Source organism: Xenorhabdus yunnanensis (assembly GCF_028598805.1).
Classification (GTDB): domain Bacteria; phylum Pseudomonadota; class Gammaproteobacteria; order Enterobacterales; family Enterobacteriaceae; genus Xenorhabdus; species Xenorhabdus yunnanensis.
Genome location: NZ_JAQRFI010000022.1, coordinates 36,621 through 58,573, shown reverse-complemented (window position 1 = coordinate 58,573; position 21,953 = coordinate 36,621). Strand labels below are relative to the sequence as shown.

23 protein-coding genes are annotated in these 21,953 nt (G+C 46.1%); 22 read left to right on the top strand and 1 reads right to left on the bottom strand.

The annotated features are described in order from the left end of the window. Positions 1-2: 2 nt before the first annotated feature. From PSI23_RS11145 to PSI23_RS11040, 22 genes are all read left to right on the top strand, one after another. Positions 3-191, top strand: a complete 189-nt coding sequence (locus tag PSI23_RS11145) for a hypothetical protein (protein WP_273555155.1) — start codon at positions 3-5, stop codon at positions 189-191. Then, positions 188-394: a hypothetical protein gene (locus PSI23_RS11140; protein ID WP_273555154.1), complete on the top strand. Its 207-nt coding sequence runs from the start codon at positions 188-190 to the stop codon at positions 392-394. Before PSI23_RS11145 ends, PSI23_RS11140 begins: the two co-directional genes overlap by 4 nt. After that, positions 394-711 carry a hypothetical protein gene (locus PSI23_RS11135; protein ID WP_273555153.1) on the top strand — a complete coding sequence of 106 codons (318 nt, stop codon included), beginning with the start codon at positions 394-396 and terminating at the stop codon, positions 709-711. The genes PSI23_RS11140 and PSI23_RS11135 overlap by 1 nt, the downstream gene beginning before the upstream one ends. Continuing rightward, a complete protein-coding gene (locus PSI23_RS11130) occupies positions 708-893 on the top strand; it encodes a hypothetical protein (RefSeq protein WP_273555152.1) in 186 nt (61 codons plus the stop codon). The genes PSI23_RS11135 and PSI23_RS11130 overlap by 4 nt, the downstream gene beginning before the upstream one ends. A gap of 9 nt (positions 894-902) precedes the next feature. Continuing rightward, positions 903-1,997, top strand: a complete 1,095-nt coding sequence (locus PSI23_RS11125) for a hypothetical protein (RefSeq protein ID WP_273555151.1) — start codon at positions 903-905, stop codon at positions 1,995-1,997. Positions 1,998-2,024: 27 nt separating this feature from the next. Then, complete coding sequence (locus PSI23_RS11120) at positions 2,025-2,990, top strand: hypothetical protein (RefSeq protein ID WP_273555150.1); 966 nt, start codon at positions 2,025-2,027, stop codon at positions 2,988-2,990. Between the two features lie 9 nt (positions 2,991-2,999). Further along, entirely contained in the window at positions 3,000-3,896 is an 897-nt protein-coding gene (locus tag PSI23_RS11115; protein ID WP_273555149.1) for a hypothetical protein, read from the top strand. Between the two features lie 51 nt (positions 3,897-3,947). After that, positions 3,948-4,589 (top strand): hypothetical protein, encoded by a 642-nt coding sequence (locus PSI23_RS11110; RefSeq protein ID WP_273555148.1) that lies wholly within the window; start codon positions 3,948-3,950, stop codon positions 4,587-4,589. Positions 4,590-4,603: 14 nt separating this feature from the next. Continuing rightward, entirely contained in the window at positions 4,604-5,209 is a 606-nt protein-coding gene (locus PSI23_RS11105; RefSeq protein WP_273555147.1) for a hypothetical protein, read from the top strand. Next, on the top strand, positions 5,193-5,792 hold the full coding sequence (locus tag PSI23_RS11100) for a hypothetical protein (protein ID WP_273555146.1): 600 nt from the start codon (positions 5,193-5,195) through the stop codon (positions 5,790-5,792). Before PSI23_RS11105 ends, PSI23_RS11100 begins: the two co-directional genes overlap by 17 nt. Further along, complete coding sequence (locus PSI23_RS11095) at positions 5,789-6,397, top strand: hypothetical protein (RefSeq protein WP_273555145.1); 609 nt, start codon at positions 5,789-5,791, stop codon at positions 6,395-6,397. The genes PSI23_RS11100 and PSI23_RS11095 overlap by 4 nt, the downstream gene beginning before the upstream one ends. Next, positions 6,387-6,827 carry a hypothetical protein gene (locus PSI23_RS11090; RefSeq protein ID WP_273555144.1) on the top strand — a complete coding sequence of 147 codons (441 nt, stop codon included), beginning with the start codon at positions 6,387-6,389 and terminating at the stop codon, positions 6,825-6,827. Before PSI23_RS11095 ends, PSI23_RS11090 begins: the two co-directional genes overlap by 11 nt. Next, positions 6,809-7,138 carry a hypothetical protein gene (locus tag PSI23_RS11085; protein WP_273555143.1) on the top strand — a complete coding sequence of 110 codons (330 nt, stop codon included), beginning with the start codon at positions 6,809-6,811 and terminating at the stop codon, positions 7,136-7,138. Before PSI23_RS11090 ends, PSI23_RS11085 begins: the two co-directional genes overlap by 19 nt. An 8-nt stretch (positions 7,139-7,146) precedes the next feature. Next, complete coding sequence (locus PSI23_RS11080; RefSeq protein WP_273555142.1) at positions 7,147-7,617, top strand: hypothetical protein; 471 nt, start codon at positions 7,147-7,149, stop codon at positions 7,615-7,617. Beyond that, positions 7,583-9,400 carry a hypothetical protein gene (locus tag PSI23_RS11075; RefSeq protein WP_273555141.1) on the top strand — a complete coding sequence of 606 codons (1,818 nt, stop codon included), beginning with the start codon at positions 7,583-7,585 and terminating at the stop codon, positions 9,398-9,400. The genes PSI23_RS11080 and PSI23_RS11075 overlap by 35 nt, the downstream gene beginning before the upstream one ends. 8 nt (positions 9,401-9,408) lie before the next feature. Continuing rightward, a complete protein-coding gene (locus PSI23_RS11070) occupies positions 9,409-10,254 on the top strand; it encodes a hypothetical protein (protein ID WP_273555140.1) in 846 nt (281 codons plus the stop codon). Continuing rightward, entirely contained in the window at positions 10,251-10,487 is a 237-nt protein-coding gene (locus PSI23_RS11065) for a hypothetical protein (RefSeq protein ID WP_273555139.1), read from the top strand. The genes PSI23_RS11070 and PSI23_RS11065 overlap by 4 nt, the downstream gene beginning before the upstream one ends. A 1-nt stretch (position 10,488) precedes the next feature. Further along, on the top strand, positions 10,489-10,998 hold the full coding sequence (locus PSI23_RS11060; RefSeq protein ID WP_273555138.1) for a hypothetical protein: 510 nt from the start codon (positions 10,489-10,491) through the stop codon (positions 10,996-10,998). 8 nt (positions 10,999-11,006) lie between these two features. Then, positions 11,007-12,401, top strand: coding sequence for a hypothetical protein (locus PSI23_RS11055; protein ID WP_273555137.1), 1,395 nt, complete (start codon positions 11,007-11,009; stop codon positions 12,399-12,401). A 9-nt stretch (positions 12,402-12,410) separates the two neighbouring features. Continuing rightward, positions 12,411-13,217 (top strand): lytic transglycosylase domain-containing protein, encoded by an 807-nt coding sequence (locus PSI23_RS11050; RefSeq protein WP_273555136.1) that lies wholly within the window; start codon positions 12,411-12,413, stop codon positions 13,215-13,217. Then, entirely contained in the window at positions 13,217-20,131 is a 6,915-nt protein-coding gene (locus PSI23_RS11045; RefSeq protein WP_273555135.1) for an LPD38 domain-containing protein, read from the top strand. The genes PSI23_RS11050 and PSI23_RS11045 overlap by 1 nt, the downstream gene beginning before the upstream one ends. Before the next feature lie 459 nt (positions 20,132-20,590). Further along, on the top strand, positions 20,591-21,280 hold the full coding sequence (locus PSI23_RS11040) for a helix-turn-helix transcriptional regulator (protein WP_273555134.1): 690 nt from the start codon (positions 20,591-20,593) through the stop codon (positions 21,278-21,280). Here the strand turns inward: PSI23_RS11040 and PSI23_RS11035 are convergent, their stop codons facing one another. After that, on the bottom strand, positions 21,281-21,667 hold the full coding sequence (locus PSI23_RS11035; RefSeq protein WP_273555133.1) for a cupin domain-containing protein: 387 nt from the start codon (positions 21,665-21,667) through the stop codon (positions 21,281-21,283). Positions 21,668-21,953 lie beyond the last annotated feature (286 nt).

Here is a 21,953-nt window from a genome sequence, read left to right as displayed (position 1 = left end):
TCATGACGGAATTACAGGAAGCCATTGTGACCTTTCGAAGTATGTCCGAAGCAGACGCGATTTACGACTTACTCCGGGAGCATTTAGAAATACCGGAAAATTATGCCGAGTTAGAACAGCGAGGGGAACTGGCGGAAGAATATCGGGAATCTCTAATAGTGTATCGCGCAATTTCACAGGAGGCACTATGATTACGGATGAACAGTATCGAGGAATTAACAGATTACGCAATCACGTCATTGGCCGACACATACGCTGGTTCTTAGAAGCGCAATTGGCCCAGGCCCGTGAACAGTACGAAGCCTATCCGGCAACGGAAGAACGTAGACGATTATTACAGGCGTATAAAACAGTATTGCGAGTGCTCTTTATAACCCCAATGGAGAAACTGTAATGGCAAAAAGCTATGCAAAAGTCCTCACCATTGGTGAGAATAATAAACCCCAGACATTGATCGCCAGCGTGGCACAGACCAATAATTCCACACACGGTTATCTGGTCTATTATGCTCCCAAAAAGAGTGATACGGTCAAAAACATTGATTTTCAGCCATTTAATGTAGATGGTAAGCAGTTTAAAATCTCGACAAATAGCCCGCAATTTGTCAGTACGTTACCGGGTACTTATGCGTTTGCCTTAGACCAACAGCAGGATGTGGATTTAAACCTGCTCGTGGTGGACTATATCGTGACGGTAAGAGGAACATTATGATCAGTAATCGTGAAGTACCGATAACCGCGTTAAAACAGAATAAAGGTTTTCAGCAGTTTATAAAATGTCTGCAACAGGCATTACAGGATGCCCGTGAAGCGTATGAAAATACGGATGCAAATGATTTTAACCGAGGACGCGTTGCTGTCCTGAAAGAGATATTAAACGACTTAGACAGTTAAGGTGCCATTATGCCAGGTTTATTTAATGATGATACAAATCAGCCGGTGTGGGGACAGTCTCCTGCGGCACAGGATAATACACCGACATGGACACCCTCAGCGTCGCTACCCGCACAGAACGGCTTTCAGGGACAGTCATCCGAACAACAGAATGCCCAAAGTCAGAATGAGTATGATGTTATCAGTCTTTTTGATGATCAGGGTAATATTAAAGGCTTGTCATCTACTGCAGGCGCGCCACCATCAGGGCAATCGAATACACCTGGTGTTATCACCGACCCGAATTTAAGTGCGTTGTTAGCGCAGATGCAACACAATCAACAACAACAACAGCTGTTTGAAGCACAACGTCTACAGCTAGAGAATCAGCGTCTGCAACACCAGCAACAGCAGGATTTACAGGTCAGACAGCAGCAACTAGCCGAACAACAACAGAAAGAACAAGAGCAATTTTTGCAGTCACTGATACCACAGGTCAATCTTGATGATATTAAAATTTCTGCCGAAGAAGAAAAAACCTACGGTGACTCTGCACAATATATTCGGAAACAAGCAGCAGAACAGACGCAAAAGATACTTAAGAGTATGGCACCAAATTTACAGCGTATCGCGCAGGAACAATTTCGGTTGCAAAGTGAACTTAATCAACTGAAAGCATCACAGAGTAACCCGGCCTCACAAGGTATGACACCGGAACAGGAAATGAACATTATCATTCGTTCTCAGGTGCCTGATGTAGAGACCTTAACGGCGCACCCCGCCTTTACGGCATTTCGTAATTCAGAAGCTGTCGGAGGTTACTCTTATGGAAAACTCGTGGATATGGCCTGGAAACAGGGTGATGCACAACGATTGATCAATTTATTACAGACATTCCGTAGTGGTCTCAATCAGAGCAGTCAAGGGCAATCCCATCAGCCGGTCAATTATCAGGGCACCGCGCTGGGGAACACACCGCCTGTTCAACGCAAACAGGTGTTGAGTCAGCGCGAATACGATAAGGCTTACGCAGCATTTATGTCCGGCCAAATGGATGCGGAACGCTATCAGAAGATAGAAGATCAGTTCCAGTTGGCAATGTTGCAAGGGCATGTTGTTGATTAATGGCATAGCATAAACTGAGGAGTTCATATGCGACAGATGGGTGTAGTGCCAGCCGCGTCAGGATACCCGAATTACAGTTTCTTGACGAATCCGATTATCGGGAAAGCGCTGATTGCACGATTTAAAATGAAAGGCATAACCGCGCAAATCACGACAAGTCAGGCTGTGGATATTCCGAAAGAAATCAGTACCACAGGTAACGAAGTTATTTTACGCCGTGAACCAGAGGCGGAAATCTTCGATTATCAGAAGAACCAGCCGTTAACACACAGTACGTTAGCGACGGATATCTTTCGTATGACGATTGACCGGGCGAAATACTGGTCATTGAAAGTCAATTACATTGATACGCGACAAATCGATAATATTAATACCTGGGTTAATTCCTGGAAAGACGACGCATCGAACAAAATGGACTTGTCGATATCCCGCGAAATTCTCATTCAGACGCCCTGGCAGGTTTCCCCTTTTAATAAGGGACAGTGCGCAGGTAAACGTACTGGACAGTATAACTTAGGGACGCTAGGCCATCCGGTCGTTTTATCACCCACTAATATCGGTGAACAACTTGCCAATGGCCGTGCGGTATTAGCAGAGCAGGGTGTTAATGGCCCTTTTATTATTGTCACACCGTATGCGCTACAACCGATGATGTATCGTCCTGATTCTGTTTTGTACGATGCGTCAAAATCCGGTCAGGCAAAAACGATTGTCTTAATGAATGGGGAAATTTGGCCCGATATGGTGGGATACACGTTTGTGTTTACCCATGAAGCACCAACATATATCGATCCTGATACTGGGGATCGGTGTTATACCGTACTGTTTGGTCGTAAAGATGCTATTTTGATGATCACGCAAATCAATTACAACCGTGTGGTCGATTCGGATGCCACGGATTTTGCAACCTATTGGCAGGGGTTGCAGGTTTATGGGTTTAAACTCATGCGCCCTGAAGCTCTGGCAGTGATGTACGTTACCCTGAAGAAATAAGGAGGAGATATGTCAGCGAAACGCTTTGGCTTATTCGACGGGGGCAACGTACTTCGCCGGATTGATGATACGCTGTTTTCAACATTCAATGATGTTTTGCCCGTACAACCGGCAGGGCATCAGAAGAAACGAAATCATCAGCTAGAAAAACATATTGATACCCAAGACTTTGCCTATACTGGGGCATATGAAGTTCCGGGACTTAGCGAGAAATCAGACTTTAAAATGCCCGATGGTGCAGAAATTGCCACACACTTATTGGGAACAGGCTGGCTGATTAATGCCGTTGTCTATCACGTAAAACGTGTGGGGGCAGGCACATTAACACCGTTTGTGGAACTGTCTGTGTATGAGGCGAAAACAGGAAAAGTAACGGGCGCAGATAAACTGAACGTAGTCGATGGTGAAGGTAAGCCGTTAGTGGTTGATTTAGCAAAACCAGGGTTTTATCTGGGATACGTGCCAACGACCAGTAACTTGCCAGATCCACGAACGAAATTACCAAATGAGATGTCGGTAGAACTGGATACAGCCAACACGACGCCCGTCGATGTGGTTATTCCAGAACAGCAAATTCAGGTAAGTAATTTAACCACAACAGATGGTAAGACGGTTATAGGAACGATCACGGTGCCGTCACAAACGGTAACGATACAGGTTCCGCGTGGCGCTTCTGCAGGCGGAACAGGAAGTGGTTTACCGGTTCCCTTACTAACAACCACGAATGGTTATCTGGTCAATACCTTTAACGCGGCAACAAACCCATCTAAAGAGGACTTACCGTTTGATGCTTGTGTAGGCATTTATGCGGATATTACGGAATACTTTGATGAGCATCCGTGTAACTGTGCACCGACGCCTTGTGAAACAATCTTTCCCGACCCAGAGTGTCAGCCACTTAATTAAGGTGTATCAGAAGGGGAGAATGAGACTCCCCCTCATTTTCAGGAGCGGATCATGGCAGAAAAAATCACACAACGTACCCGACGGCAGAAAGTCAGTGAATCACCGAAAATGTTAGCCTATGAAACACCCCAAACTCGGCAGCAAAAAGCCAATGAAGGATTGGATATTGTGTCTCATAAGATACCAGAGGATACACTAACTGAATCCAAAGCACCGCGTAAGCGAGTCCATTTTCAGCGAGGGGGTACGGCATTACAGATACGTCATAACCCGAATCAATTATTACAGGTTCGCGGGAATGATAAGAACGTGACAGCGCTTCGTGATCGCATGAAACCTCCCGTATCACCGGGGGCAACGCCGTTAGCCATTATTGATGCGTATGGTCATATCATGCCTTTTGATGCAGAAAGTCCCATTGATCGCGTGATCTTAGCGAACGTACCGGATATTACGTATATCTATACGCATGACGATTTACAGGAAGCACTACGGATTAATCAAGAAAAAATACAGCAGCGCCGATTCCATGAAACCGTACAAGGGGCACGTCTTTTTGTCGAACCTGTGCTGCCAACGCATGGATTCCGCAACGGCAATGAAGTTGTGTCAGCATTCTATGATGAAACGCGTATGGGAAATGATGCTGTTGTAATACAAGATCTCAACGACATGTCGAAAGACGTTTTTTAGTTTTCGGAGCGATTATGGCGACAACGAATAGCGTGATTGAACGTGTATCCCGTCGCCTTGAAGACCAAGAGCCGGGATATGCGTACACGCATTGGCAAGAAGTGGATCTGCTTATAGCAGTTAATTACAGTTTACAGGTTATCGGGCGTTACCATCCACAGCAATTTGGTGAGATGGTCATGTATGACCTGCCTGCCGATGGTTTGCTGCACACGCCCTGTACGGCTTTTCTGCCACCCTATACACTGACTAACCGCGCTGGACGACGTATCCGATATCTGGCCTCGACGGAAGAAACACCTTCTGCATGGGATATAACTTTATGTAATGGACAAGGCGGCCCATTATATTTAGTAAATCGTGCCGATGGCGAATATGAAGCCCATCCGGTCAGTCCACATGAACATTATAAAGTGCGGGGACTTTGTATTCATATTCCGACGGTGACCAAAGATGAGAATATTCCACTGACTGATGATCTGCTTCCCGCGCTGGAAGAGATTATGATGTTTTATGCATATTCTTACGACAAAACATCAACAGTCTATACGGAAAAAGGGCACGTGCACTGGCAGAATGCGCTCTTATTATTGGGGGTAATCAATGGCAGTCGTCAGTGATTTAGTCGCACCGTTGCAGTTGATGTGTCGAAGCGTCGGCCCCGCACAGGCGCAACTGGCCTTAGTGGAATCCATGAAAACATTCATGCTCGAAACGGAAATATTCACGGATACGCTACAGATACCCTATCAGACAGGCGTGCGTGAGTACTGGCTGGATCTCCCTGCAGACCAGCTTATCAGTAGCATTATTAACGTTTCGGTTAATGACGAATCAACGACACGTTGGGCACGTGACGGCCAGTACAATGTGGTGCAATTGTTTGATGATTATCATGAGGGAGCCTGTGTTTTAGTGCATTATTCCTGGGCGATAACAGGTATTGATAATTGTCAGATCCCGGAAGAATTTTTAACACGTTTTCGTATGCCGATACTGGATGGCGCCAGACAATACTTACACAGTATGTATGGGTCACAAATGGTCGATTACACCGTGGCACAACTTGCAGCCCGTCAGTTTCATGATGCCATTGCGGATACGAAAGCGTCACGGATTATGAACTTTTCTAATTCCCGTCCCAAAATGCACTCGGGAAGAGTACGCCGGCGTACCAGAACATCAGCCAGGAGACTCCTATGAAATCGTATACGATTAATCGGGCAGGAACACATTTGGACAGTGCGTGTGGTATCGATTGTGATCCCCGTGCTTTACCCGTTTATGATCCGGGATGTGAATCTCCGGGGCCAGTCTGTCCTGAACAAACCTGTAAACCGGAACCCTGTTATACATTCAGTGCGCGTCAGGCGATACGTATTCAATCGGGTGAAATAGAACGGCTCTTTGATTTTCGTTTTTACACGCAGGAACGTAATGATGTCTGGGTACGCCAATCCATGATTATGCGTTTGCGACGGATAAGCCATTGTCAGTGGCAGTGGGCGATGTGTGCTATCTCTGTTACACCGAAAGGGGAAGTACGCTTCCGTTGGCCCGACTTGTTCCTAAAAGCGCCACCCGGCTATTATGAAAGCGAATTGATCGTGAATCATGTTGCAGTCAATAAACGGCTTTATTTTTATAAACCGTTTATGATCGCCAACGTGAATGCGACGACGGCAGTGATGCAGGAATGCAGCAGTGCGTGTAACCAATATGAAACACAGTGTTATGTGCCGGATTTAGAAGTATGGCCGGAAGATACCACACCGGTTATTGCCTGTGGAGCTTGCCATGATCGATAAAACGAAGTATGCCTTAAGTACTACATTGTCTATGAATATTGGGCCGTCAGATCAATTTCTCATGGTGGCATTGGGATTAGCCGGTGCCATGACGCCGGCAGCGGGCACTCATTATTATTTGACCATGAAGGGGATAGGCAGTAAGCATGAAGTGGTTCTGGTGAATGGGGCGTCAGGCAATAAACTGCATGTAGAACGGGGCACAGACAGTACAGTTGCACAATCCTGGCCGGCAGGCACTTGTCTTTATTTTGACTGGAATCCCGCACAGCTATGCGAAATGATCGCACAGTGTACCGATAAAGGTATTGGGGGTTGTATAACACCCGGCTGTTATGCGTTGTCTTGTGACACCATTATTACGGTAGACGCAGCAGGACACATTACGCACATCGATGGGGAGGCAAAGCCATGTTCCGGGCAATCGTGACGTTTTCAGGGACACTCGATCAATATATTACGGCATCAGAGAATACCCTGAATATTGCTAATGGACACACACGTGACCTTGATGCCGTTGGGGTTGGAAATCATACGTATTTAATCCTGAAAGGCCCCGGTCGTGCGGAAGTCGTAAAATATCATCATACGACAAATTACGATGAAAAACCGTACCCGGATACTATCGCGGTTGAACGGGGTATCGAGGGAGGAAGGATGCCGTATTGTGCCGGGGACTGTATTACATTTGTCTGGACAGAAACGGGTATTCTTGAATTATTGAAACAGCAGACCAGTTAGGAGTCACGATGCCGTCATGTCCGAATAAGTATCTTGCGCTGCCGTGTGATCTGTTGGGAAGTGGTACATTGGGAGAATCCTTTTGTCAATCAGGAAACGTCAAACTTCGTAGCGGACAAGGGCGGCATTTTCCTGAAATGCAGGCAGGCCAGATATTTCATGCGTTGATTAACCCACCGTGTGATCCGGGGTGTGAGGAAGTGATTGTGACAGGTCGAAACGGAGATACGTTAACCATATCCCGTTTTCAAAATCGTCAGGGGTGTTTCCCGGTCGGAAGCCGGATTGTTTATACCGTGTGCTCCGTGGATGCCATTCGGGCAATTGCACGGGAGTCACGCCCGAACTATGCGTATCCGCTTGTTTATGATTGCGAGACAGACACGGTGTCTATTGATTGTGCGGGTATCAAAGAATTAGTCCGTAAACCCTGTGGAGTTACCAATGAGGATCACAAAGTTTCAGGGGGTCATTCCTAAAATCCGGTCAGATAAACTGGGTGTGGGTTTTGCCGCCTTTGCCGAAAATTGCTTACTTCATTCGGGAGCCATTGTTCCCTTACGTGCGCCTCGCCCCCTATATAATGCGGTGGATATCGAAGGAAAACCGATGAGTGGTAATGTGAAAGCCCTATATAAAATTGGTGACGCATGGCTCGGTTTCGAACAGGTGATACCTATTGCCGAAGATCCCATTCATATCGCAGGCCCGCAATCCTTTCTTTTTGTTAGAGACAATCAGGTGTGGCGAAGCGGCTATTCATGGATAACAGACAAAGCGGGGCCAGTGGCATTAGGTATACCACGTCCGATCAAGGCTCCTAACGTGCAACTGACAGGGCAAAAATGTCGGGATGATATCCCCGTCCCCGAAGATTGTTGGCAAAAGGCTTTGCCGAAGGAACCCGCACAGGACTGTCCGAATCAGGAACTGCCACCACAGGTACTGACCTTTTGTTATACTTGGGTGACGGAGTGCCGAGAAGAGTCTGGGCCAAGTGATTATTCAGAACCGATCCTCGTTCCCTATGCAGAGTCGGTCATGTTGGTGCCAACAGAAAAACCGTCAGTCAATGCCACGACGATCCGCTGGTATATGCTTTTGGTGGGAGATAAAGAAGCCGAAATGGCACAGATAGGTGAACAATCGGCAAAGACACTGGCTTTTGTTTTTTGTCCTGATCTGTTCGCCGGTGGCAATCCGTTAATGACACAGACATGGTATCCAGTGCCCTGTGCCGAGGGAGTAGCCAATATTGGCTATGGGGCGATTTTAGTTTGGTCGGGGCGTCATATTTATGTTTCGGCACATAAACAACCTCATGCGTTTCCTGAAGCCAATACTCTAGTTGTAGATGATGAGATTGTTCGTATTGTTTCTTATCGAACAAAGACAGGCGCGTATCAAGCTGTGGTACTGACAAAAGGAGTTCCCTTTGTGATTGCGGGGGAATTGCCCGATAAACTAACGATCACGCGTATTAACCGGCGAATGCCCTGTCTGAGTGTGAAAGGTGTGATGTGTGTGGGGGAGTCAGTCTATTATTGCAGTGAAGAGGGAATAGCGGTTGTCACCGGCGCGGGTGTTGGTTTGTTAACAGCGAACTGGATGGATAAAGAATGGTGGCTCAGAATGTCACCACAGAACTATGTACTGGGTTTTTATGACCAACGTATTTTTGCGTTTACGGATCAGGTACAGAGTCAGTCGATTATGTTCCCCATGCGAACAAATGATCAGGCGTATGCAGAAACAGACTTGGTGTATCTCAGTTATCGGGCACAGGCATTATATTTTGGCGATGAAACGAGTATGGCCGTGGCATTAGGTTCGATGGTGTTTGACTGGGAACAGAATGACTATGCCATGCAAGCCACCTGGAAATCGGCCATTCTTTCAGCAACAAATCCTGAATCAATGGGGGTCGGTGTCGTTCACAGTGACGCCGAAGATGTCCCACATGACTATATGGATTGGGTTACATTGGTCTGGCGGGAATATAAACGTTTGTTGACGCCTGCCGATACGGGCGAATTTCTGCAGAAGTACCCTGATGCTTCTGCGGCGATCCCGTATATTGTTGCACCCAAAGTGGCGTTAATTCTGCAGGGAAATGAACGGATAAGAATAGATCGCCCTGTTTGGAGCGATAAACCATTTAGAATTAACGGACAGGGCCTCGTGCGTCGTTGGCAGATTGAAGTGAAATCGACGGCTGTTGTATCTGAACTGGCATTAGCGGCAAACATGACAGAACTTTAGGAGGTATCATGGCATCCGATCCGGGCAAGAAAGCGGAGTCTGTACAACAGGTTACGGTAGATAAGAATACGGTTGACGGTACGAATAATACAGCTAACTCAACCAATACGATTATTCAGGTTCCTCGCCCTCCTCGCCGCGATGATGGAAAGTGGATGGCGATAGGTTCGCTCGTTGGTACGCTGACGGGAATGCTAACGAACAAGGATCTGATTAGTAAAGCAAAAGATGCGGAAAATAACTGGGAAGATTTAACGAAATTTTTCCGAGATAAAGGCTATGACCTGAATACCTGGGCGGATAAGTTGCGACCGTGTGACGATAAGTTACATGATGCGTTATGTGCCTTTGCGTTGTGTGGGTATAAAGCGGATTATGAAGGCATACTGCGCCGTGCACGAACCAATGCAAAAATATTGGCTAACAAAACGTATATGGAGGCCCAGCAAACGGCTGACCGTTATCATTATGGGTTGAACTGTGATGTATGGGCCAGAATTAAACGTGCAGAAATCATGGCGACAACAATGGCAACGACACTGGCATTTGAAGAAGAACGAACGAAAGCCTTTGATCGCACGTTTGAAGTACTGGAGCGCACTACGACGGTTTTCGAACGGGATGTAATGAATCGCAAACAGCTTTCTGCGGACTATTTAGCCGGCGCAGGCCAGAACTATGGTTTTCTTGCGCAGTCCTTACGTGCTACGGCAAAAGCGGATATGGGGGACATGCAGATGTTAGCCACGGCGCTAGCGGTCGTTTTACCTATGCTCTTTGGCTTTTGTGGTTCGTCTGCCTGTGATGATGGCGGGAAGTCATCATCACTATCAACGAAAGAGGAAGCAGTATGAGTAAAATGCACCGACATTTTGGGGAGATCCCCACAGTGACGTATACCCGTAGCCCACGTATGACCGCTTATTTATTGCGGCAACCTAAGCCTGACGCGGAAGAAACGTCACCGGTAGATACGTTGATACAGACCATGCAGAAGACCGTGAAAAACGGGATGCAGGATGATACGACATCGACCGCATTCCAGAGTGATCAGTTTGATGGGGTTGCACAAATATTAGGGGGTTAATATGGCTTACGGGTTTGTACCAAGAGGCGATAGCTGGGGCGGTTCGCTGGGCGGTTTTGGTTCCCTGGGAATGGGGGCGGGACTGGCGAACGCATTAGGGGTTGGCCTTAATTTAGCCGACGGCTTTCGTCGTTACCAGAATAATGTGTATCTTGATCCAATGCGTTTGAGAAGTCAGAGAGCGGGTTTTGAAGCGGATTATGCGGGTAATAAATTTCAGCAAGGTCGTTACTTAAGCGGACTCAGTACGCTAATTGAACGAGACGGCATGTCGGCAGACCCGGGGCCGTGGAATGACCAGGAACTTCAACGGCAATATCTGGAACTGCACAGGCAACTCACGCAGACAGATCAGCCGATGGGCTTACAAATGCGACAACAACCTGCGAGTCAGAATAATGACCCCGCCTATGGAGGAGCAATTCCGGGTTTACTCGGCACTTATCAGGAACCATCATTGGATATGTCGCGTCAATTCCAGCAATATTTTGGTAACAAGCAATTACAATAGGGGGACGTATGGCAAACACGACACCCATTGCGCCTTATATTAGTCCTCATGATCAAACGCTGTTTGATCAAGCAAAGACAATGGGATTTGTCTATGATCCGAAAAGACCGTACTTCGAAAATAAAGGTTATGCGCAGTATATGATCGGTCAGTCCCAGCTTTCCGACAATCATAGACCTTTTAAAGATAGCCTTTTGGGACAAGGTTTAACCGCGCTGGGTAATGCTTTGCAGCGTAATGGGTTGACAGATACAGTTGTCGGGGACAGTCCCCCTTCGTCTGCGGATACACAAGAACTGAGTCGGTTGTTAGACCCCATTATTCAGGAACATGGTATACCGCCAACATCGCCCACAGTCACACGGGAACCCCCTGTTCTTCCTGGTATCAATACCCCTCTGGCAACCGCACAAGAATCGCCACAGATCGTGCCACAGCGGGAATACCCAGGTATTAATACGCCATTACCTCGAAAAGAGGGCACAGAACCGGCACGTCAGCCGAGTGCGGATCATATGGCAGAAGCATTAGGCATACGTGCTCCTACAAAAGTGGCCTATAACCCGACAACAAATTATGGGGGACACCCCGTTTATATGACGGAAAACGGGATTTATGGGGTGCCAAAAAACAGTATTGGTGGCTTAGAAAGTTATGCCCATCTGATGGGAACAACGCCGGCACAATTGGTGCAGCAAGAAGACCTGTTAAAAGCCAGAGGGATGCAGGAGTCCCCTTACTGGCAACAGCGGTATGGGGAAACATTAGGAAAAACGCAGAATCCTTACCTGGCGCGGGCAGATGCAAATTTGGCAGCGACTGAGGCGTCTAAAAATGCGTATGGGGTGTTTGACCGCGTGTTAGCAGATCCTACGGTGAAAGCCAGTGTGCTGGGTAATAATCAGATTAACGGGCAGCTCTATCTTGATCCGAATGTGGGGATGGTCAACCACGGCTTACTTTCCACCACACCGCAAGCCTATGGCTATGGCACGGATGGGAGTACCCTTATCCGATTACCCAATGGTTCTGTTGTCGCTGCTAAAATATCGCCCAATATGCCGCCTATGCTGACGGCAGCAAGTATTGGAGCAGATGCGGCATATAAGCAGGATATGACCTATACACAACAAATGGCGCACTTAGATGCGTTGATGGCGAAAACGGCAGGAAATCCGGCGTTGGCGAACGATCCGTTGCATCAACTCAAAATAATGAAGTGGCTAACGGATATCAATAAAGCCCAACTGGAATTAAATCGGGGCGGAAAGTCACAGTCCATAAAACTGCCGCAGGTGCCATTTGAGCAATTACCGTCGGAAATGCAACAACAACTCTTAGAAAAAATTCAGAGTGATTACGGGCTGGGAGGTAATGATCCCAATAAGGCCGGACTCGGTTAAGGGGGGATGATGGCTTTTACAGACGGGGACTGGAAAAAGAATCCACAATACGTTTCACGTATGGAATATTACGCGCCTAAAGTTAATCAGGCGGTACAGAAGTATGGTCTGGAACGCCCGGCTGCCGATTTAATTCAGGGCATTCTGGGTGTGGAATCGAGGTGGGGATTAGCTAAGGGTTTGAATACTCCAGGAGCGTCTGGAGAGCTGGGTATCGCGCAACTGACGCCCGATTACCGTAAAGCCTATAACATTAGTGATCCCCTAGATGCGCAACAATCGATTAATGGGGTTGCGGAGTATATACGGGATGCTCGTCGTCGTGGTGTACCGTGGGACTTAATCCCAGTGGGCTACAATGCGGGGGATGGGCGTCTCAGACAATTGATGAGTGGTCAACGTTCGTTTGCCAGTCTGCCACAAATCACGCGAAATTATGTGGATAGAATTCGGCAGTTTATGGGAAGGCCAACAAACCCGAATTTGGGGTTGGTGAACTATTCACCTGCGATTACTCGAACTCTGCAACAGTATGGCTTATCAACGGCACAACCGACGACAGCGCAAAGCGGGTTAGATTTAGATCTTTCTGACTTAGGAGACATGTCAAAAATGCTCGGTGTTGGGTATGAGTTACCAAAAGACACATCGCCATTTGTGCAAGCCGATGGGAGCACAGATGGTATGACTTCGGAAGTACAGCGTGTTGCCCGTTCTGATGATGATGGACAACCACCGGTGCCCTTAGCGGGGCTTTTTGGTACGCGTCCAGCGACGGCAGCAGAGATTGATCGCTTATTGCAAGGGATAACGTGATGGCAATAAACCCATTAAAAGTTCCTTTAGTCAATGGCAGTGGGGATATTGGTCTCATTAAGCGAAATGTTCTTGCAACACAATCTCCTCAGACGATTACCAATCCACTGGCCCGACAGCTAAGTGAAGAAAATAATGCGTTGATAGCGACTCTTTTGGCTCAGAAAGAGGGCGTCGACAACACGCAGAAGAGTCCTTTACCAAAGCCGGATTATACGAACGATCCGAATCTCTTTCCGACAGATAACTTCGTCAATGTTACCGGATACTTACGGGCAAAAAACTTTGGTGATAAATCTCAGGAGACGCAGCGTGAAATGTTGGACAGTCTTCATAAGGAAGTGAACGAACGTTTTCCTGGACGGTTTACCGAAGCACAGTTAGCGCAACCTGCCAGTAAAATTAATGGAGCACTTTTTACCGTCAATAACGACAAGATCAAAAATAGTAAACTGGCATCGGGATTCTGGCAGGGCGTAGGTTCAACGGTTGCACAGGCAATTACCGGTACGGTAGATGCTGGCGCGGGATTATTAAACGTACTCGTCCCGTCAACCTTATCATCAGAGATAGCGGAAAGTGTGCATGAGTTTGACAAAGATACGCGTGAAAAGACAGAAACACAGTCACGCAGGAATTATGTGAAACGCCGTGATGAACTGCTTGAACAGGATCGTTACGGGGAAGCGGTAGCCCATATGGCAAGCAATCCTACGGGATTGGTAGAAGATGCAGCCATTCTGATCTTACCCTCATTAGGTGGTGGTTTTCTGTTACGGACAGGTGCTAAAGGCGGTGCAAAACTGTTAGGGAAAGAAGCCGTTGAACAGACGGTAAAGCAGCGCGCCAAAATGATGTTACGTTCACAGGTGGCAGCAGATGCCTTATTGGGAGCAGGCCATACAGCACAAAATATTGGGGAAAAGAGCAGTTATAAACTCTCTGCGGAACAACGTGCAGCGGTCTTTGGCAAAGGTTTGGTGGATGCCGCGTTGTCTAAGTTTGGTTATACCTACGGAATTAACCCTGAAAATTTACTATTACGGTTTGGGAAAGCAGCCGATCTCAAGGGGGCGAAAGGTATCTTAAAATCCTATTTTGGTTCAGCAGCGGTTGATGCCGCCAGTAATATGCCGTCGTCAGGTTTAGATGCGGCGCTCACAATGGGGTTTGATAAAAACGGACAATTTAATGCCAACCTAGTGAACTGGAGAAAAGTCACTCAGGCAATGGCCTCTGCCGGTGTCTATGCGCCCTTTACCGGTGGTATTCCAGGAGCACTTCACGCCCGTGAACAAAACGCGAATCTGGGACGTATAGCACGGGATGATACGGTCTTTAATAATGCGACGGAATCGAAAGCCCAACTGGCAGAAGCGTGGCCGTTGGCAGATGAGGCGGGAAGAAAAGATATTGCGCAGCAGGAACAGGCATTGAATGAATCACTGGAAGCTAACCTGCAGGAACGTCTTACGGCAATGGATGCCAGTGGATCACGTCTGTTTCGTAAAGCGAAGAAAGAACAGCAGGCAACTGAACGCGCCAGTCTGGAAGAACGCTATCGTCATTTGATAGACAATAATCCGATTGCGGATAAAGAACAGTATGGCCCGACCGCCGACGATGATGCGGTTATCCTGCAGAAAGAATTCGGAAATAAGTCATTGGATATGCACCCGGCATATCTGGAGCGCTATCATAAAATTTTTGCTATCGATAATGATCCATTACGGAAGCAGCAAAATGAAACCGCGCCCGTGATGGAATTAGTGCCGCCCCAATTGTTATTGGAAGATAAAGGACAACGAACGACACCATTAACAATGGCGGAATATGATGGTAGTTTTATTGACTGGGCTAAGAACCGATCACCCGAAGAACGGGCAAATACCCTGTACCATTTAGAGCAGACAGACCGCATCAAACGCGCTGCAGAAGAAACATTGTTGACTCGGTTACATTCTGAACAAGACGCAGGACGTATCAAAGATCTGGATGAAAAATTGGCACAAATCCGTACCGAACGAATTGCGGCCAATACAGCATTACAGAAAATGCTTGCGGTGATGCCCGTGGATGATCCTGCATTGGGTCTGACCGATCATTTACGTCAGGAAAAAGCGCAGACACAAGCCAAAGTGCTTCGTGATATTGAACTTGCGACCATAGCACGACAAAAAGTAACCACAGCCGAACTGGCAAAAGCGGACAGTGATAAACTTGCGCGTCTGGCCGCAGAACAAACCCTCCTTGCTGATGCCATTGACCAGCAGATTGCTGCGATGCCCGAAACGGTCAATACCATCAAAGCACAAAAACGCGCCACCCAGTTGCGGACAAACGCCAATGAATATCTGGCACAGGCATATGAGAAAGCGACCGGGGAGAAAAAAAGTCCGTCGCTGGAATTGGCGAGATTTTTGCCGCCCTACGAACAACGTTTGCAGGAGGCCAGTCAGGAAGCACGGGCTGCGCAGTTACAGGCCGTCCCTAATTTACGGGACAGGCAAGACGAGGTATTAGCGCATCTGGAAGCCATACGGACGCCGGAAGATTTAGGGCCACGTGAAAGCAGGAGTTACAATCATCTGCGACGGACAGAAGCACGACTACAACGTGAGGAAGACGCACTCATTAATACGGATGAAATTCTCTCGCAGACACCGAAAATACGGTTAAACCAACGCAAACGCCAAATCATGCGTGGACTCGCAGAGGAACAATCTGCCGCCGCAGCCAATAATCTTACTCGTCAGGAACGAAGGCAAAATCCCTTAATATCACAGGCGCGTCCCGATGCAACGCATACAGCAACTACCGCCTTATCCCAACGGGCACAACTCTTTACAGAAACCTTGCGTAAGAATCTTGATGTACGTGATCCGTTAAATGTGGGGGCATTGGTCAATGACCGTGATACACGACTGGCTTTGCCGGCTGTGAATGATGTCGCTGGTATGGTGGCCTTATTGGCCGAACGAAAGGCGAAAGCCGAGGGTATGACTTCGGGTGTATTGTATCGTAACCGGGCCATTCTCAATGATATCTTAGCGGCCTATGAAACCGTACACCCGAAAGCCTATCAGGCCGGAATGCGTCTTGCAGAAAAGGTACTTAAAGCCGAAGCATTCGGGAGATCTTTACCGGCGGGGGAGATTAAAGTCGGGTCATACTTAAGTCAGCCGAATATTGACATGCTGACTCGACTGAAAATGGGCGATATTTTCGGCGCATTGGAAGCGGTCAAAATCAACGGGCATACCAGTCCGATTGTACAGCAGTTGATTAATATGCTGAAAGCCTCACGCAAAACTTATCCGGTTAATATTGAACTGACTGCAGAACCTATCGTTGTCCGTAATGCGGAAGTTAACGCGACCTATGATCCTGTTAATGCGACCATCTACATTCGGGATCAGGTCGCTGACCAACCTTATTATCTGATTCACGAAGCAACCCATCATACACTCTATCAGGTCTTAAATGATGAAACGCGAATACTCGAACTCAGTACTGAACAAGTGAAAGCGCGTTCGAATCTCATCATGATGTACAGTGAATTTGCGAAGAAACGAAATTTACCCGATGGCCTGCAGTATGCACAAAGATCGATTGATGAGTTTATTTCCGAAGCTTTTTCCAATCCGCAACTGCAGGCTTATCTGCGAACTAACCCACTTGCTACACATGCGATGCCTAAATTTCGCAAAGCCTTTGGTTCATTGGTTGATGCAGTGCGCCGGTTCTTGGGCTTGAAACCCAAAGAATTCGATAATCTGTCTGATATTATTGGCCTCACCCGTTTGATTGTTGGTGCAGATATTATGCCTGTATCGGGACAACTTGCCGGCGAATTTAAGAATTTTGGCATTGCGGGCAGTAAGAACTTTAACTCTGGTATTTTGCGGATACCGCTCGAAAATTCGGGAGACTGGCAATACGCGGGGCGTATCAATATGTTACCCAATGGGCGGTATAAGGTCACAATTGATGGTGAAAATATGCCGTTTCGTGAGCACATTGTTGATACTGCGAACGAAGCATCAGAATGGGCGGCGGATAATTATGGTGCACGGCTAGGCGATATCAGTGAAAACCCCACCGCGCCACTTGTGGGCGAAATTCGCCAGTCAGATCTCTACGGTCAAGCATTTGTTGATATGAGCAATAAGGTTCTGGATTCTATCGGCAAACGTAATGAAACTGCGCAAACGATAGCCAAAGAAGTCACTACCCAGCTATCCAGCCTGTGGAGTCATTTTTGGGCGACCAACGTGGATGTTTTCAGTCCTGCGAAAGCGATAGACCGAATTGCAGACAGACTCGGATATCGGGGAACCGATGGAAAACCGCTTAATTTATATGAAAAACTGTCTGAGGGAATGGCCCGTGCTCGTGCGGTGACAGGCCGTCCGGGCGCAGAACTGAATACGATTGAACAAGGCATCATTGATGGTCTGCAGGCTATTGGCATTCCGTATAACGTTTTCCATGATTATGCTTATGCACAACGGGCCATTGAAATGGATCAGATAAAAAAAGAGCTGGTCTTAATGGGGGTGCCTACCCGCATTCATGAAAACCCCACGGCATTTCATTGGACAGATAACAAGGGGAAAACATATTTAGGGCTTGAGGGGGCTTATGAATTCTTGTCCACATTGCCCGAAGACAAGCAGGCACAAATTGAGTCAATACTTAAACCCATGCGGGACATTAATCAGATGCTACTGGATGAGGAACGTAAATCGGGATTGATTTCTACGGAAAGTTATTACCGTATGAAACAAGCCTATAATTATGTTCCCTTGTTATCTACCGGAGAAAAGCGTCCGTCAATCCATAAAGCCTTTCAGGGACGTTATACTAAAGCGGCTGATCCGGTTGCCAATATGCTGCATCAAATGCAAATCCGTTATGCCAATGTTGCCCGTAATAATGCTTTGCGAGCACTCTACGAAATGGTGAACAGTACGGGTATGGCAGATCTGTTTAAACTGGAAACACACAAGCTGGAACGTGATGACGCAGGCAATGTGATTGCAGTGGCAAACCAGAAATGGAATGATAAAAATGGCGTGTGGGTATTTTTAGGTGACAAGAAAGCCAAAATTGTCGTCGATACCCAAACCCGCTTTGGTAAAGATTTGCTTCGGGCTATTCAGAAACCGGAGATGGCTCCTTTATTAACAATGCTTCGTACCACAACAGGTTACATAGCATCTAATATGACAACCTACAGTCCATCTTTTTTATTAAAAACACCGGTATGGAACACGGTTCTAACCTTACTGAATTTCTCCGGGGCATTTGACCGGAATATGTCTTCCAGTAACCATTATACTCTAGCGACAAAATCACTTGTCGATGTTGTCCGACTGCTACCCGAAATTATGCGGGATCGGGTCACCATGAAAACGGATAATCCGATGCGAAAACTCTTTGCAAAGGTGGGTGCCGGAAATAATGCGGGGGCTTATTATGGTTTGGATGCGGTTAGCAGGCGTCTAAATACGGAAACGGCGATCAATCCCATAGATATTCTCCAACAACAAGGCATTACGGGATTAGGTAATGCAGTCGTAAATATGCACTATCGTTTTATTCGTGCTGTCCATGCCAGTGATGAAGTCTTTCGCTATTCCGCTTTTTTAAATTTTCTGGAATATAAGTCTGGCCGTGACCTTCGGAACATGACACAGAAAGAACTGGATGCCTGGGCCGCGAATAATCAGGACTTGATTACACAAGCGGCCAAAGGCTCCCGTGAACTGGCGGGTAACTTTACCCGACACGGTTCAGGTAAAGTCTTACCGGCATTTTTTGCATTCTGGAATGCAGGAATGCAATCGTTGCCATTAGTATCCAGCATTATGTCTACACAAGCGGGTCGCTTCGGACTCATGGGATTAGGTATTCTGGCTGCCGCTGCCACACAGGCGGCGCTTGATGATCCCGATGATGAAGATACGGATGGCGGTTCAAAATTTGCCCGTAGTCAGTTGCGCAAAAAATCGATCTGTTTCGGTGATGTCTGCGGTGAAATGCCTTATGAAGTGCGTCCATTTATGATATCTATACAGAACCTCGTCTTGTTAGGGCATGGCAAAATAGACATGGGAGAAACCATTGGTTCGCTCCTCCGTTCTGCGGCGGAAACCTTTGTGCCCGTCCAGCCTGCCGGTGATGTGGATAGTTACACTGTCACGCGCATGATGATGCCTACAGCAGCGCAGCCGCTCATCACGATAGGAATGGGAGTGAACGAGTTCGGGCAAGAAGTCGATAATAAGTATCCCGTAGACTGGGATGGCAAACAGATCACAAATCCGGCGAACGTTGAACGAGGCAAGACCACCACACCTGAATTCCTTAAAGACATGACACGTTTCTTCTATGAAAAATCTAATGGCATGGTGGATATTTCCCCAGCCAGAACGGATGCGCTTCTCTCATCATTGTTCGGTGGCATCTATAACATGGTACGCAATATCACAACGCCGCCACTTAGGCCCGTTGGGTGGGGAGATAATGGTATTCTGCAAACAGCGACGAGTTCCTATCGGTACAAAACGAATAACTATGCCGTCACACAAAAATACCGCGAATTAATTACTCAGGCTACCGCTGCGGGCCGTCTTAACAATCTGAATGATGATGGCTCATATAATGTCCTGATGAAAAACAATCCGATTGCTAAGATTGAAAACCAGCGGGCAAAGGCAATCCGTAATCTACGCGTTGAGGGACTGACACGATCACAACTGAATGGGGCATTGGACAAAGCCTTTTATGACGGTGATGAAGCGGCGATTGCGCATTACCAAGAATTGATGCGCCAGTATGATGATCAGAGCAGTCTTATTTATGGCAACGCGCTGATTGAACTGCAGGATATTGTTAATGAATACTAAAATCCCTTTGCTGAAACGCGTCTTGTGTGGGTGGCGTTCCCCGCTCGGATATGTATATTCGTTTTTCGTCGGCTCTGCATATACCTGTCCGTGTTGTGCCTTTTGGCGTGGTGTCCTGTGGGGGGCAATTATCGTTGGGAGTCTTTATTATTATTATTAGACGAATCTACTGAGTTCGTTTAGTGCTGAATAGAGCCTTCCATTTGAAGCACAATTCCCCTTTTTGAACACTTCCTTTTATCCTGTCATCGGATTGTTAGTTATCAAAATTTATATTCCTTTTAGGGGAAAAAGTACATAATTAATCCGACACCTTTAACGTATTTTAATATTGAACATTATCATTTAAACCTTTAATCTCACAGCGTGAGATCATAAAACTAGAGTAATATTGTTTCTTATATAAATTATAAGTATGAAAATGAATTGTTAATCAGGATGATATTCAAAAGGTAACGTATGAATAACTCAGTAGAAAATTTGATTAGGCCGCTAATTAATTTTTGGAGAATTAGTAATGACCCCTGGGGTGCGAAAGATCACACTTCAAGATTTATATATGCTAATAAAAAATATCATGAATTACTTTCCCTGCCTAAAAGTTATAATGTAGAAGGTCGTTTTGATGGTGAACTTCCGGCATCAACTTCAAATTTTCAAGATGAATTTCAGAAACACGACAGGAAAGTAGAAACATTATTAGACAGGGTTACCTCTATTGAAGTTCATCCTTTTCAAAATCTCGCCTACCTTCAACCGTGGTATTTTGATAAATATCCATTAATGGATGAAAATGGGGTATGCTGGGGAACCATTTTTCATGGAAGACCTGTTGATACTATAACACTCGAAAGACTAAACAAAATAAATGTACAAACATCATTAGTTTTTTCACCTCCATCAGAATTTTTTAGTAAAAGGGAATGGGAAATAGTATTTTATATTCTGCAGGGGGTTTCCACTAAAGATATCGCGGCAAGGTTATTTTTGTCCCAAAGAACAATCACTAATCATATCCAAAATTTGTATCAAAAAACAGGGGTAAAATGTAAGAAAGATTTAGTTGACTATTGTTATGAAAATAACATAGCTAACTATATCCCTGAAAGTTTTTTCAGGGAATCAATGTCTATCACTGTTGAAAAATAATTAATCACATATATCTGAAAAACATATTCTATCATGAGATAGATGGGACTCAGGGCATAAAAATATTAATTTTACATTTTCATGAGCAACAAGTTGATGTGCTGTGTTTGGATAAATACAAAAAATATCCCCCTGAGAAAATTGCCTTTTTTGGACATCGTGAACGTCATTATCTAATACTTCACCTGTCCAAATTTCCCCATCACCAGAAAGTATTATATACCATTCATCTCCAATACTGTGGTTATGACACCCGACTTTCTTACCGGCATTAATAAACGTAGCATAAGCGTTTAGACCTTCTTTTTTTATCATTTGCCTAACGGAAATACCAACAGCATCATCTTTAATAGCATCTTCTGTAGAAAAACTAGCAAACTTTATCACAATTATATCCTTATATTCTTAATATGAGTATTTTTTACTCTGTTAGACTGGGAGTTAAAATTTAACATTAATACATCTGCAGGGAAAACATATTTTTATAATTATCACAATCTTGTCTCGTTTATTTTCAAGTATTACTATTTTTGTTTAGCCAGGGAAAACACATTGAATTAAAATTCTGGAGATGATCAAAGATACTCAATATTCTTTATCCGCTTCGACACACCCGGTCTTTGCTGTTCGTCGTTTGCTGAGTAGATGTTATCCTTCTTAATCACGATATGAT

Excerpts from the sequence above, each read along its gene's own strand:
- PSI23_RS11115 (WP_273555149.1), top strand. The coding sequence starts at position 3,000 with ATGTCAGCGAAACGCTTTGGCTTATTCGACGGGGGCAACGTACTTCGC.
- PSI23_RS11135 (WP_273555153.1), top strand. The coding sequence starts at position 394 with ATGGCAAAAAGCTATGCAAAAGTCCTCACCATTGGTGAGAATAATAAA.
- PSI23_RS11070 (WP_273555140.1), top strand. The coding sequence starts at position 9,409 with ATGGCATCCGATCCGGGCAAGAAAGCGGAGTCTGTACAACAGGTTACG.
- PSI23_RS11065 (WP_273555139.1), top strand. The coding sequence starts at position 10,251 with ATGAGTAAAATGCACCGACATTTTGGGGAGATCCCCACAGTGACGTAT.
- PSI23_RS11100 (WP_273555146.1), top strand. The coding sequence starts at position 5,193 with ATGGCAGTCGTCAGTGATTTAGTCGCACCGTTGCAGTTGATGTGTCGA.
- PSI23_RS11055 (WP_273555137.1), top strand. The coding sequence starts at position 11,007 with ATGGCAAACACGACACCCATTGCGCCTTATATTAGTCCTCATGATCAA.
- PSI23_RS11120 (WP_273555150.1), top strand. The coding sequence starts at position 2,025 with ATGCGACAGATGGGTGTAGTGCCAGCCGCGTCAGGATACCCGAATTAC.
- PSI23_RS11095 (WP_273555145.1), top strand. The coding sequence starts at position 5,789 with ATGAAATCGTATACGATTAATCGGGCAGGAACACATTTGGACAGTGCG.
- PSI23_RS11075 (WP_273555141.1), top strand. The coding sequence starts at position 7,583 with ATGAGGATCACAAAGTTTCAGGGGGTCATTCCTAAAATCCGGTCAGAT.
- PSI23_RS11105 (WP_273555147.1), top strand. The coding sequence starts at position 4,604 with ATGGCGACAACGAATAGCGTGATTGAACGTGTATCCCGTCGCCTTGAA.
- PSI23_RS11130 (WP_273555152.1), top strand. The coding sequence starts at position 708 with ATGATCAGTAATCGTGAAGTACCGATAACCGCGTTAAAACAGAATAAA.
- PSI23_RS11040 (WP_273555134.1), top strand. The coding sequence starts at position 20,591 with ATGAATAACTCAGTAGAAAATTTGATTAGGCCGCTAATTAATTTTTGG.
- PSI23_RS11085 (WP_273555143.1), top strand. The coding sequence starts at position 6,809 with ATGTTCCGGGCAATCGTGACGTTTTCAGGGACACTCGATCAATATATT.
- PSI23_RS11090 (WP_273555144.1), top strand. The coding sequence starts at position 6,387 with ATGATCGATAAAACGAAGTATGCCTTAAGTACTACATTGTCTATGAAT.
- PSI23_RS11060 (WP_273555138.1), top strand. The coding sequence starts at position 10,489 with ATGGCTTACGGGTTTGTACCAAGAGGCGATAGCTGGGGCGGTTCGCTG.
- PSI23_RS11045 (WP_273555135.1), top strand. The coding sequence starts at position 13,217 with ATGGCAATAAACCCATTAAAAGTTCCTTTAGTCAATGGCAGTGGGGAT.
- PSI23_RS11140 (WP_273555154.1), top strand. The coding sequence starts at position 188 with ATGATTACGGATGAACAGTATCGAGGAATTAACAGATTACGCAATCAC.
- PSI23_RS11050 (WP_273555136.1), top strand. The coding sequence starts at position 12,411 with ATGGCTTTTACAGACGGGGACTGGAAAAAGAATCCACAATACGTTTCA.
- PSI23_RS11080 (WP_273555142.1), top strand. The coding sequence starts at position 7,147 with ATGCCGTCATGTCCGAATAAGTATCTTGCGCTGCCGTGTGATCTGTTG.
- PSI23_RS11145 (WP_273555155.1), top strand. The coding sequence starts at position 3 with ATGACGGAATTACAGGAAGCCATTGTGACCTTTCGAAGTATGTCCGAA.
- PSI23_RS11110 (WP_273555148.1), top strand. The coding sequence starts at position 3,948 with ATGGCAGAAAAAATCACACAACGTACCCGACGGCAGAAAGTCAGTGAA.
- PSI23_RS11125 (WP_273555151.1), top strand. The coding sequence starts at position 903 with ATGCCAGGTTTATTTAATGATGATACAAATCAGCCGGTGTGGGGACAG.